We start from the raw sequence: 12855 nt of genomic DNA on the forward strand, positions 1-12855 counted from the left end.
GAGTTTATTTCTGTCCTGTTATGCGGGTGTTATTTTAAAGCCGCAGGTTAACCATAACCTTACAAAGCCTGTGGTTTTTCTTCCCAAGGACACCCTATGAAAACCTCACTCTTCAAAAGTCTTTATTTCCAGGTCCTGACAGCCATCGCCATCGGTATTCTGCTGGGTCACTATTACCCTGAACTGGGCGCGCAAATGAAACCGCTTGGCGACGCGTTCGTTAAGCTCATCAAAATGGTCATCGCTCCGGTGATCTTCTGTACGGTCGTCACGGGCATCGCTGGCATGGAAAGCATGAAGGCGGTTGGCCGTACCGGTGCAGTGGCGCTTCTCTATTTTGAAGTGGTCAGTACCCTTGCGCTGATTATTGGTCTGGTCATCGTTAACGTGGTGCACCCAGGTGCGGGGATGAACGTCGATCCCTCGACGCTGGATGCCAAAGCGGTTGCGGTCTATGCCGAACAGGCGAAGGATCAGGGCGTGGTGGCCTTCCTGCTGGACGTCATTCCTGGCAGCGTCATTGGCGCGTTCGCCAGCGGAAACATCCTCCAGGTGCTGCTGTTCGCCGTGATGTTTGGCTTTGCCCTGCACCGCCTGGGGAGCAAAGGCCAGCTTATCTTTAACGTGATCGAAAGCTTCTCGCAGGTCATCTTCGGCATCATCAATATGATCATGCGCCTGGCGCCCATCGGTGCTTTCGGTGCGATGGCCTTCACCATCGGTAAGTATGGCGTCGGTACGCTGGTCCAGTTGGGTCAGCTGATTATCTGTTTCTATATCACCTGTATTCTTTTCGTGGTGGTGGTGCTGGGCTCCATCGCCCGCGCGACCGGTTTCAGCATCTTCAAATTTATCCGTTACATCCGCGAAGAGCTGCTGATTGTTCTGGGAACCTCCTCGTCAGAATCGGCGCTGCCGCGCATGCTCGATAAGATGGAGAAACTCGGGTGTCGTAAATCGGTGGTGGGGCTGGTGATCCCGACGGGCTACTCCTTCAACCTGGACGGCACCTCGATATACCTGACGATGGCGGCGGTGTTTATCGCACAGGCGACCAACAGCCATATGGATATTTTCCATCAGATCACTCTGCTGGTGGTTCTCCTGCTCTCCTCTAAAGGCGCGGCGGGCGTAACGGGCAGCGGCTTTATCGTGCTGGCAGCCACTATCTCTGCAGTGGGGCACCTGCCGGTGGCGGGCCTGGCATTGATTCTCGGTATTGACCGCTTTATGTCAGAGGCGCGTGCGTTAACCAACCTGGTGGGTAACGGCGTGGCAACGGTAGTGGTCGCGAAATGGGTGAAAGAGCTGGATCACAAAAAGCTCGACGATACTCTGAATAATCGTTCAACTGACAGCAAAAATCCTGGCTTATCCTCTTAATCTTGTCACAAAAGCCCGTATTCCCTTGTGGGGATGCGGGCTCCTGCGCATAATAACTGTTCATACCTGTCATAATTCGACAAGATTTTTTTTGGGTATATTTCACTTCGGACCGTGACGTTTTGCCGAACGCGCGGTCTAATCGACGTGTTTTCATCGTCATCTTTAAGAGTGAAGCGCGTCGCGAGGCACTCTTTTTTAACCAGGAATGTTGATCAGGGGTTCACATGCAGGGCACAAAAATTCGACTCTTAACCGGCGGTTTGCTGATGATGGCAGCAGCCAGTTATGTGCAGGCAGATGCGCTCCAGCCAGACCCGGCCTGGCAACAAGGGACACTAGCGAACGGTTTTCAGTGGCAGGTGTTAGCCACGCCGCAACGTCCCAGTGACCGTATTGAAATCCGTCTGTCTGTTAATACCGGTTCCCTCACGGAAAGCACCCAGCAAACCGGTTTCAGCCACTTTATTCCCCGGCTGGCGCTCACGCAGAGCGGCAGCCTGCAAGCGGTTCAGGTGCGTTCGCTCTGGCAACAGGCCATCGATCCGAAACGCCCGCTTCCTCCGGCTGTGGTCTCGTATGACTACACCATGTTTAACCTGAGCCTGCCTAATAACCGCAACGATCTGCTTAAAGAAGCCCTGACGTATCTCTCCGATGCCTCCGGCAATCTGGCAATTACGCCGGACACCGTCAACTATGCGTTGAGCAACAGCGACATGGTGGCGACCTGGCCTGGTGATACCAAAGAGGGCTGGTGGCGTTACCGCCTGAAAGGCTCGACGTTGCTGGGACATGACCCTGCCGAGCCGCTAAAACAGCCGGTGGACGCCGAACAGGTGAAATCGTTCTACCAGAAGTGGTACACCCCGGACGCGATGACGCTGATCGTGGTGGGTAACGTGGACAGCCGCGCGGTGGTGGAGCAGATCAACAAAGCGTTTGGCGATCTGAAAGGCAAGCGTGAATCGCCTGCCCCTGTTCCGACACTCTCCCCGCTGCGTGCAGAGCCTGTCAGCATTATGACGGACACCGTGCGTCAGGACCGACTCTCCGTGATGTGGGATAACGCCTGGCAGCCCATCCGTGAGTCCGCGGCGCTGTTGCGATACTGGCGTGCCGACCTGGCGCGTGAAGCGCTGTTCTGGCACGTTCAGCAGACGCTCAGTAAGAATAACGTGAAGAATATCGGTCTTGGCTTTGACTGCCGCGTGCTGTTCCAGCGTGCGCAATGCGCCATTAACGTTGAATCACCGGGCGATAAGCTGAATGCCAATCTGGGTGTCGTCGCGAAAGAGTTGGCAAAAGTGCGTAAAGAGGGGCTTTCCGAAGAGGAATTCAACGCGCTTGTGGCGCAGAAAAAACTCGAGCTGCAGAAGCTGTTTGCGACCTACGCGCGCGCCGATACCGATATTCTGATCAGCCAGCGTATTCGTTCCCTGCAGAATCAGGTGGTGGATATTGCGCCGGAACAGTACCAGAAGCTTCGTCAGGATTTCCTGAACGGTCTGACCGTCGAAATGCTCAACCAGGATCTCCGACAGCAGCTGTCGCAGGAGATGGCGTTGATCCTTCTGCAGCCGAAGGGCGAGCCGGAATATGACATGAAGGAACTTCAGAAGACCTGGGATTCCATCATGGCGACCGCGCCGCAGCCGACGCAGGCCGCGACGGCTGATGATTTACACCCGGACGCGACGGATATCCCGCAAGGGCAGTAATATGTAGACTAACCCTCTCCCTGTGGGAGAGGGTTAGGGCATCAGCCCGCACCCTACTTAAACAGGCATCGCCTCACGCGGAATAATCGCCCCGCGATACTGAATCACCGTGCTGGCCGTCAGATGTCCACGCTGTGCCGCCGCTTCCGGCGTTCCGCCCGTCAGGCGTACTGCCAGATAGCCCGCGCTGAATGAATCACCCGCCGCCGTGGTATCAATCACTTTCTCTTTGGCAAGCTTCACCGCCGGGACCTCAATCGTCGCTTCACCCGTAGTCGCGACCAGGCACGACTCCGCACCGCGCTTAATCACCACTTCGCTCACGCCAGCCGCCTGCGTGCGTGCAATCACGTCCTCTACCGGTTTCTCCCCCCAGAGGGCGTCTTCATCGTCGAGCGTCAGGAAGGCGATGTCGGTGCATTGCAGCATCTGCTGATAGACCTGCTGCGTCTCTTCACGGCTGGCCCACAGGCGCGGGCGGTAGTTGTTATCGAAAATGACCTTGCCGCCGTTGGCACGGCATTCGCGCAGCAGCGAGAGCAGCTTTTCACGGCTGGTGGGGCTCAGGATCGCCAGGCTGATCCCGCTCAGATAGAGGTAGTCGAAGGTCGCCAGCGCTTCGCAGATGGCCGCGGCATCCTCGCTCTCCAGCCAGAATTTGGCCGCGGCTTCGTTACGCCAGTAATAAAACGTGCGTTCGCCGGTGTCGTCGGTCTCAATGTAATACAAACCCGGCAGGCGGTTTTCCATACGCTGGATCAGCGAGGTATCAATATGTTCACTTTGCCAGGCCTCCAGCATCTGCTGGCTGAAGCTGTCCGTCCCCAGAGCGGTAACGTAGTTCACGGTGAGCACCTCAGGCGCAACCTGGCGGGCAATATAAACGGAGGTGTTTAACGTATCGCCACCAAATCCGCGGCTCACTTCCGCGCCTTTTTGTGACAGCTCAATCATGCATTCGCCAATCACGGCAATTTTTTTAGACATAATCGTGAACCTGAACAGAAGAATGATCAGCAGTGTGCGCTGAGTGAATTAACAGGTCAACTATATTAAAACAACGTTCCATTATTTTATTTGAGCCAGCGCGTGTTCCTGCGCATTTCTGTCATCTTAATTTCATTTTCCCGGTGAATTGAACATAAAGTTCTCAATTGTCGCGCCGATAATCCTGTGACGAGTCCAGAAAGGCCATCCCAACAACAGGACATCTGAAATGAAGTCAGAGCAGGTTATCCAGCGGCTGAGCACCACGCCTGAGGCAAGTATTGAGAACTTGCAGGAGCATCGCTACTGGCTGCAATGTGAGCGTGCGTATACCTATCAGCCGATATACCGAACAGACGGTCGACTGATGGCCATTGAAATTTTGACCGTCGTGACGCATCCCTCAAACCCTTCCCAGCGCATCGCACCGGATCGCTATTTTGCCGAAGTGGCCGTTCGCCAGCGTCTTGACGTGCTGGAAGAGCAGCTCCGTATGCTTGCAACGAAGCAGCCCTTTTTCGAACAGCACGATATCCTCGCCTCAGTGAATGTTGATGGCCCCACTCTGCTGGCGCTGCGTCAGAACGCGAAATTGCAGGCGCTGATCGCCACCCTGCCGTGGGTGCGCTTTGAGCTGGTGGAGCATGTCCGCCTGCCGCAGGACTCCTCGTTTGCCTCCATATGCGAATACGGCCCGCTGTGGCTGGATGACTTTGGCACCGGCATGGCGAACTTTTCGGCTCTGAGTGAAGTGCGTTATGACTACATTAAAGTGGCCCGCGATCTGTTCATTATGCTGCGTCAGACCCCGGAAGGGCGGAACCTGTTTACGCTGTTATTACAGCTGATGAACCGCTATTGCCAGGGCGTGATTGTTGAAGGTGTGGAAACGCTGGAAGAGTGGCGTGATGTGCAAAGCTCGCCTGCCGCGGCGGCGCAAGGCTATTTTCTCTCCCGACCGGTACCCATGGATCGCCTCGATAGCGTGATAACTACCCTCTGATAAGCCCGCTTCCCTTTGTCTGGACTATAGTTTTACAGGACAGGTCATCAGGAAAGGGGATAAAAATGACAAGAACAACCAGGGTGATCTCCTGGACAGCAGGGATTTTCTTGTTGTTGATCGTGGTCGTCGCCATCATTATCGCGACGTTTGACTGGAACCGTCTTAAGCCGACCATCAACCAGAAAGTCTCAACCGAACTGAACCGCCCCTTCGCCATACGCGGTGATTTAGGGGTCGTGTGGGAGCGTCAGAAAGAGGAGCCCGGCTGGCGAAGCTGGATCCCCTGGCCGCACGTCCACGCCGACGACATCATTCTCGGTAACCCGCCGGATATCCCGGACGTCACCATGATCCACCTGCCGCGCGTTGAGGCCACGCTGGCCCCGCTCGCGCTGCTGACCAAAACGGTCTATCTGCCGTGGATCAAACTTCAGCAGCCCGACGCGCGCCTGATCCGCCTCTCTGAAAAAAACAACAACTGGACGTTCAACCTTGCCAGCGATGGCGAAAAGGATCCGAACGCCCAGCCTTCCTCCTGGTCATTCCGTCTCGACAATATTCTCTTCGATCGCGGGCGGATCGCCATCGACGATAAGGTCAGCAAGGCCGACGTGGAGATCCTGGTCGATCCGCTCGGCAAGCCGCTGCCGTTTAGCGAGGTCACGGGGACGAAAGCCAAAGGTGACACGGCAAGCGTGGGCGACTATGTCTTCGGCCTGACGGCAAAAGGACGCTACAACGACCAGCCGCTCACCGGTAAAGGGAAAATAGGCGGCATGCTGGCGCTCCGGAGCGAAGGCACGCCGTTCCCGGTGCAGGCGGACTTCCGCTCCGGTAACACCCGCGTGGCGTTCGTGGGAACGGTTAACGACCCGATGAACATGGGCGGCGTCGATCTTCAGCTTAAATTTGCCGGTGATTCGCTGGGCGAGCTGTATGAGCTGACCGGCGTGCTGCTGCCGGATACCCCGCCGTTCGAAACGGACGGGCATCTGGTCGCCAAAATCGACAGCGAAAAATCGTCGGTTTTTGACTACCGTGATTTTAACGGCCGCATCGGCGACAGCGATATCCACGGCTCGCTGACCTACACCACCGGAAAACCGAGACCGAAGCTGGAAGGGGACGTTGAGTCCCGCCAGCTGCGTCTGGCCGATCTCGGCCCGCTGATCGGCGTGGATTCCGGTAAAGGTACGAAGTCAAAAGAGGTGAAAAAGGACATTCAACCTGCGGGAAAAGTGCTGCCTTACGATCGCTTTGAAACCGATAAGTGGAACGTGATGGATGCGGATGTGCGCTTCAAAGGGCGTAAGATTGAGCATGGCAGCACGTTGCCGTTGAGCGATCTCTCGACGCATATCATCCTCAAAAACGCCGACCTGCGCCTGCAGCCGCTGAAGTTTGGCATGGCGGGCGGGACGATTTCCTCCAACATTCACCTGGAAGGCGATAAAAAGCCGATGCAGGGGCGCGCGGAGATTCAGGCGCGCAGGCTTAAGCTGAAAGCGCTGATGCCGAACGTCGAGCTGATGCAGAAGACGCTCGGCGAGATGAACGGCGATGCCGACATCCGCGGCGTGGGGAACTCCGTGGCGGCGCTGCTGGGCAGCGGTAATGGCAACCTGAAGCTGCTGATGAACGACGGGCTGGTGAGCCGCAACCTGATGGAAATCCTGGGCCTGAACGTCGGGAACTATATCATCGGGCAAATCTTCGGTGATGATGAGGTGCGGGTGAACTGCGCGGCGGCCAATCTGGATCTGGTTAACGGCGTGGCGCGTCCGCAGATTTTTGCCTTCGACACGGAAAATGCGGTGATTAACGTGACCGGTACCGCCAGCATGGCGTCCGAACAGCTGGATTTGACCATCGATCCGGAAAGTAAGGGGATCCGTATCATCACCCTGCGCTCGCCGCTGTACGTGCGCGGAACCTTCCAAAATCCGCAGGCGGGCGTGAAGCCCGGACCGCTGATTGCGCGTGGCGCGGTGGCCGCAGCCCTCGCGACGCTGGTTACCCCCGCCGCAGCGCTGCTGGCGTTGATTTCGCCGTCAGAAGGAGAGGCGAATCAGTGCCGGACCATTTTGTCGCAAATGAAGAAGTAAGGAGCTGCCTGTTTTTGCCGGGTGGCGCTGCGCTTACCCGGCCTACATTTGAATCGTAGGCCGGGTAAGGCGTAGCCGCCACCCGGCATTAGCTTACAGAGCCTGGTGCTTCGTCTCGTGCGTCAGCAGTAGCGCAATCAGCGTCAGTGCCGCCATGGCCGCCAGATAAACGCCCACATAGAACAGGCCGTAATTTGCCTGCAGCCAGGTGGCGATATACGGCGCAACGGAGGCGCCCAGAATAGACGAGACGTTGTAGGAGAACGACGCGCCGGTATAACGCACTTCCGTCGGGAACAGCTCTGGCAGCAGTGCACCCATCGGGCCGAAGGTCAGCCCCATCAGGCTCAGGCCAATCAGCAGGTAGGCCATCACCAGCGCCGGGCTGCCTGAACCCAGCAGCGGCGGGAAGACGAACAGAGCAAACAGAACGATCAGCGTGGTGATGGTGATCATGCTTGCGCGACGACCGAACTTATCCGCGAGCAGGCCCGCAATCGGAACCATCACGCCAAATCCGATCACCGCCATCATCAGCATCCACAGCACTTCGTTACGCGGCAGACCCAGCCCAACCGGCGCGGCGGCGGTACTGAAGGTCATGGAGTAAACGGTCATGATGTAGAACAGCGTGTAGGTGGCCAGCATGATAAACGTGCCCAGTACGGTCACGCGGACGTGTTTGGTCAGCAGCGTGCCCAGCGGTACCTTCACCTGCTTGTTCGCCGCGGCCACTTTCGCGAAAACAGGGGTCTCATGCAGAGAAACACGCACGTACAGGCCAATCAGCACCAGCACGGCTGAGAAGACAAACGGGATACGCCAGCCCCAGCTCATGAACTGTTCATCCGTCAGCAGCCAGGAGAGCAGCAGGAACGTCCCGTTGGCGAAGAAGAAGCCAATCGGTGCGCCAAGCTGCGGGAAGGAACCATACAGTGCGCGCTTGCGCGCCGGGGCGTTCTCGGTGGCCAGCAGCGCCGCGCCACCCCATTCACCACCCAGTCCCAGACCCTGACCAAAACGCGCCAGCGCCAGCAGGACCGGCGCCAGAATGCCGATGGTCTCATACGTCGGCAGCAGGCCGATGGCCACGGTGGAGATCCCCATCGTCAGCAGCGAGGCCACCAGCGTGACTTTGCGTCCGATGCGATCGCCAAAGTGTCCAAACAGCGCAGAGCCAATCGGACGCGCAACAAACGCGATAGCAAAGGTCGCCAGAGACTGCAGCGTGGCCGCCGTCGGATCGCCCTGCGGGAAGAAAATGTGCGGGAAGACGATGACCGCCGCGGTGGCGTAAATGTAAAAGTCGAAGAACTCGATGGCGGTGCCAATCAGCGAGGCGACGACAACTTTATTGCGCGAATTTACCGGAACGTTTTCCGTTTCTGAGTCGAGTGTGGTGGCGGTTGCTTGCATAATATTTTCTTATTTTTGTCGAACGAAAGGCCATATTACGCACAGCAAAAGCGACATTTCAATCTGTAACAAAGCCGCGGCCTGGTGATAAAAGCAACAAAAAGCGGATAATTTTCAGGCCAGCCAAAACACGTCTATGAAATGCTTCACAGATTTTAAATATCAGTCAATAACACTGGTTTTCGGTTAAATAAAAGTTACGGACTGGATTTATATGCTGAAATGATGAATCGGGCTGAAATTTCAGCCCGGGAGAGGGGTTAACGGTGCGTTTTGCCCGGCATTCGCGGGTCGTCTTTGTACTCGGCAGTGGCGATCCACGCGGCGCAGAACAGGGTTAAACGTGCGAAGAAGTAGAAGAACGCCATTAACCCCAGCACCGAGCCGAACGCCGCGCCGGAAGGGGATTTCACCAGCGAGGGCAGGGTGTAGGTCATCACGATTTTAATCACCTCAAAGCCTATCGCCGCGATCAGTGTCCCTCTGATCAGCGCCTTCTTGCGCGGACGATGGCGCGGCAAGCGCCAGAAGATCCAGAAGAACAGCAGGTAGTTGGCGAAGATGGAAATGGCCAGCCCAATGCTGCGCCAGGCGGGCTTCAGCCATTCGATGTAATCAAGGTAGAGCGCGGAGATGATCATCTGCTGCGCCGAGCCCGCCACGGAGGTAATGGACAGCGTCACGATGAGCGCGACGAGCAGGCCAATCAGCGAAACAAAGTCGCGGAGATACTTCACCCAAATCTTCTCCTGGTCCTGCGGCTTACGCTCCCAGACATCGCGCGACTGGGCGCGAATGGCCTCGCGCAGGTTGCCCATCCAGTTAACGCCGGAGTAAAGGGCAATCAGCAAACCGACGATACCGACGGTAGTGCGCTGCTGGACGGCGGTATTGATGGTGCTTTTGAGCGTGCTGGCAAGAGTTGGATCACTGACGTTATTCAGGATTTTGTTAAAGATATCCTGCAACAGCGTCGGGTGCGACGCGAGCACAAAACCGGCCGCCGCAAACGACACCATCAGGATTGGGATCATCGACAGGAAGGAAAAATAGGTGATGGCGGCACCAAACTGGTTTCCCATGCGGTCATTAAAGCGTTCGGTCGCACGTATCAGATGCGCAATCATGGGAAACTGCTGAATTCTGGCGATAATGCCGGTGACGGTCCCCAGCGCTTTGCTGGCGGTACCTGGAGACCTGGTCTCTTCCGGCTCGGTCTCCATCTTCTTGATGGGTTCATACTCTAAATGTTGGGTGGGTCGTTGCGGGTTATTTTCCGGCGTCACGCGTCTTTTCCTTTTCGTTTGGCTGGATGTTACTGAATTATAGCTTGCGACTAGTCCACGTAAGCTTTTGTGAGTTCGGTCAGCCACTCCATGAACAGATGTACCCGGCGGGAGAGGTTGCGCCGGTGGGGATAAATCAGGGAGACAGGCATTGGTTCGGCCCGGTATTGCGGGAGAATTTCAATCAGTTTCTTCGCGCGCAGTAAATCTCGCACCCCAACCCGCGGAACCTGAATGATGCCCAGCCCGGCGAGGCAGGCAGCCTGGTAAGTTTCGGTGCTGTTAACAGTTAACACCCCTCCCGTTTTTATCCACTGCGTCGTACTGCCGTTATAAAACTCAAAGCCCTGTGGGCGAGTTCCCAGCGTAGCGGTGTAGTGAATGACGGCGTGGGAGCCTAAATCGTCCAGCGTTTCCGGGTAGCCAAAACGCGCCAGATAATCCGGGCTGGCGCAGTTAATCACCGACAGCTTGCCCAACGGTCGGGCAATAAGCCCTGAATCTTTCAGGGTGCCGACGCGTACCACGCAGTCAAACCCTTCGCGGATCACATCCACCAGACGATCGCTGCTGCTGAGCTCCAGCTCGATGCCCGGATAATGCTGCAGAAAAGCAGGGAGTTTGGGGATGACTAAATTTCGAGCTACGGCGACGGGCATATCCACGCGGAGCCGTCCGCTGATGCTGGAGGGATCGTGCAGAAACATACCGTCCAGCTCATCGAGGTTTGCCAGCAGATCTTTTGCCCGTTCGTAATAGACCATACCGTCCTGCGTCAGGCTGACGCGGCGGGTGGTGCGGTGCAATAGCTGGGTGCCAAGCCGGTTTTCGAGGGCCTGAATCTGTCGTGACACGCTGCCTTTCGGCAACGTTAATGTTTCTGCCGCGCGGGAAAAACTCTCCAGTTCCGCGACGCGAACAAACAGCTGCATTGCGTGAATTTTATCCATAGATGTAGCTCATTGTTGTTTGTGCTGAAACAGTGAAGCGTTTTAACTCATCTTTATTGATTTTCTATCACCTAATAAGCTCTTACTCAATCTCCATAACAGCCAAAACGAGGTTTATGATGACTGAACGTATCGCATTAGTGACGGGTGGTAGCCGTGGTTTGGGTAAAAACGCTGCCTTAAAGCTGGCGGCAGACGGCACGGGAATTGTGCTGACCTACAACCGCAGCCAGCAGGAAGCGCTGGACGTTGTGCATGAAATTCAGGAAAAAGGCGTTAACGCGGCGGCATTGCAGCTCAACGTCGGGGATATGACGAGTTTTGAGCATTTTGCCCAACAGCTTCATGAGACCCTTAAGAGCGTCTGGCAGCGTGAAACGTTTGACTATTTATTGAACAATGCCGGGACGGGTTTATATGCGCCTTATACCGACACGACGGAAGCCCAGTTTGATGAGGCGCTGAACATTCATTTCAAAGGACCTTTCTTCCTGACGCAGCGCCTGCTGCCGCTGCTTAACGACGGCGGACGGATCCTCAACGTCTCCAGCGGGCTGGCCCGTTTTACCCAGCCGGGATCGGCGACCTACGCGGCGATGAAAGGAGCAATGGAAGTGTTGACGCGTTATCAGGCGAAAGAGCTGGGCGCGCGCGGCATCTCCGTCAATATCATTGCGCCTGGCGCGATAGAAACCGACTTTGGCGGCGGACACGTGCGCGACAACGCGGAGCTCAACCAGATGCTGGCGTCCCAGACGGCGCTGGGGCGGGTGGGGCTGCCTGACGATATCGGCGATGCCATTGCGGCACTGCTCAGCGACAAACTGGGCTGGATGAATGCGCAACGTATTGAAGTATCAGGAGGTATGTTCCTGTGAGGTATGCGCTTGAGTAAATCCTTAAGATAAATGTGTCTAAATACTGACAGATATAAAGAACACCGGGGATTTGTAACGTATCCATTCGTTGAGTTTTTTCTTAAATAATGCCTCTGTAGAATCCCCCTTCGCTATTCTCAGAGGGGAAAAAACGATGCGAGTAATCATGTTTGACAGGCAGTCACTCTTTATTCACGGAGCGATACACAGTCTTCAGAGGTTGATTCCGGAAATAAATATAACTGGGACCTGTCAGGCAGAAGATTTATGGACTCAGATTTCTGCTTCACCGTCGGCTATCGTCATGATTGATGGGAATTTAATTCAGGACGAAGGGAGCACTTTGCTGGAAGCGATCCTGCATCGCTTTCCGGCGATACGTGTGATTCTGATTTTGGCGAAAAAAGAGGCCAAATGTGCTGAGCAGCTGCGGCAGCGAAACGTCATGGCCATTGTTCCCCGAAACGCCAATCCCGAACGGTTTTCCGCCGTACTGGATTCGGTATCCAGAGGGATGGTCTGTTTTCCCGGAGAGTGGGTCAGAGAGCCGACGTCGCCTCAGGCATTATTATCCTTGAGCGAGCGCCAGCGCGAAGTCTTGAAATTGCTGGCGGCGGGGGAGTCGAATAAAGAGATTGGCCGCAATCTAAACATCAGTGCGGCCACGGTAAAAGCGCACCTCGAGGCGCTTTTCCGGCGGCTGGACGTGAAAAACAGAACGCAGGCAGCCATGTATTATACCCGGGCGACGGCCTGAAAAAGCGCGTTTGGGAGCGACGTTATCTCTCCGAAACTGAATATCATCATCACCAGCGCATCATGCTGCTGTTGGGTTAATGGACGTGTCATATTTTCCCGCAGCAGCGCTTCACACAACCGGATATCTTCGCGCAACAAAGTCTCAGCCTCCAGAGGTGTGACAGGGCCGTGAAAATGCTCCTGATCGCGGATAACGTGGCCATAGCCGATAACCCATAATCCTTTTTCGTCACGATATTTTTCCAGAGAAAGACCCTGATGTTTCTTTATTAACGCGATGGCGGCAGAAGATATTTTCAGCGCATGCTCTTTCATATTCATTTCCTCTTAATGGCGACACTGTAGAGGAAATGAGGTACGAGAA

At 55.7% G+C, this 12855-nt stretch carries 11 protein-coding genes; 6 read left to right on the forward strand and 5 right to left on the reverse strand.

Features of this window, described 5'->3' with window-relative positions:
- The first annotated feature begins 96 nt into the window (after positions 1–96).
- On the forward strand, positions 97–1383 hold the full coding sequence (locus N6P30_RS07245; protein WP_058673454.1) for a dicarboxylate/amino acid:cation symporter: 1287 nt from the start codon (positions 97–99) through the stop codon (positions 1381–1383).
- Between the two features lie 227 nt (positions 1384–1610).
- Positions 1611–3104, forward strand: coding sequence for a M16 family metallopeptidase (locus N6P30_RS07250; protein ID WP_008503229.1), 1494 nt, complete (start codon positions 1611–1613; stop codon positions 3102–3104).
- Between the two features lie 57 nt (positions 3105–3161).
- Here the strand turns inward: N6P30_RS07250 and N6P30_RS07255 are convergent, their stop codons facing one another.
- On the reverse strand, positions 3162–4091 hold the full coding sequence (locus N6P30_RS07255; protein WP_023294764.1) for a sugar kinase: 930 nt from the start codon (positions 4089–4091) through the stop codon (positions 3162–3164).
- A 229-nt stretch (positions 4092–4320) separates the two neighbouring features.
- Between N6P30_RS07255 and pdeH the strand changes: the two genes are divergently transcribed.
- Complete coding sequence (gene pdeH, locus N6P30_RS07260; protein ID WP_021242143.1) at positions 4321–5094, forward strand: cyclic-guanylate-specific phosphodiesterase; 774 nt, start codon at positions 4321–4323, stop codon at positions 5092–5094.
- A 65-nt stretch (positions 5095–5159) separates the two neighbouring features.
- Positions 5160–7202, forward strand: a complete 2043-nt coding sequence (locus N6P30_RS07265; RefSeq protein ID WP_023294763.1) for an AsmA family protein — start codon at positions 5160–5162, stop codon at positions 7200–7202.
- A 93-nt stretch (positions 7203–7295) separates the two neighbouring features.
- Here N6P30_RS07265 and N6P30_RS07270 read toward each other — a convergent pair whose 3' ends face one another.
- The 3 genes from N6P30_RS07270 to N6P30_RS07280 form a co-directional block, all read right to left on the reverse strand.
- The gene (locus N6P30_RS07270) at positions 7296–8618 is read right to left on the reverse strand and encodes an MFS transporter (protein ID WP_008503129.1); all 1323 of its coding nucleotides are present in this window, start codon (positions 8616–8618) and stop codon (positions 7296–7298) included.
- Between the two features lie 260 nt (positions 8619–8878).
- Positions 8879–9904, reverse strand: coding sequence for an inner membrane protein YhjD (yhjD, locus tag N6P30_RS07275; protein ID WP_008503128.1), 1026 nt, complete (start codon positions 9902–9904; stop codon positions 8879–8881).
- Positions 9905–9954: 50 nt separating this feature from the next.
- Positions 9955–10854 carry a LysR family transcriptional regulator gene (locus N6P30_RS07280; RefSeq protein WP_008503127.1) on the reverse strand — a complete coding sequence of 300 codons (900 nt, stop codon included), beginning with the start codon at positions 10852–10854 and terminating at the stop codon, positions 9955–9957.
- A gap of 119 nt (positions 10855–10973) precedes the next feature.
- On the opposite strand from N6P30_RS07280, the gene N6P30_RS07285 reads away from it, so the two are divergent.
- Positions 10974–11732, forward strand: coding sequence for an SDR family NAD(P)-dependent oxidoreductase (locus tag N6P30_RS07285; RefSeq protein WP_023294762.1), 759 nt, complete (start codon positions 10974–10976; stop codon positions 11730–11732).
- Between the two features lie 154 nt (positions 11733–11886).
- Positions 11887–12489, forward strand: a complete 603-nt coding sequence (locus tag N6P30_RS07290; RefSeq protein ID WP_023294761.1) for a response regulator transcription factor — start codon at positions 11887–11889, stop codon at positions 12487–12489.
- Here N6P30_RS07290 and N6P30_RS07295 read toward each other — a convergent pair.
- Positions 12468–12806 (reverse strand): lysozyme, encoded by a 339-nt coding sequence (locus N6P30_RS07295; protein WP_008503124.1) that lies wholly within the window; start codon positions 12804–12806, stop codon positions 12468–12470. The two genes, N6P30_RS07290 and N6P30_RS07295, sit on opposite strands and share 22 nt — an antisense overlap.
- Positions 12807–12855 lie beyond the last annotated feature (49 nt).

Origin of the sequence: Enterobacter sp. PL1 (assembly GCF_945957325.1) — a bacterium.
Lineage (GTDB): Bacteria > Pseudomonadota > Gammaproteobacteria > Enterobacterales > Enterobacteriaceae > Enterobacter > Enterobacter roggenkampii.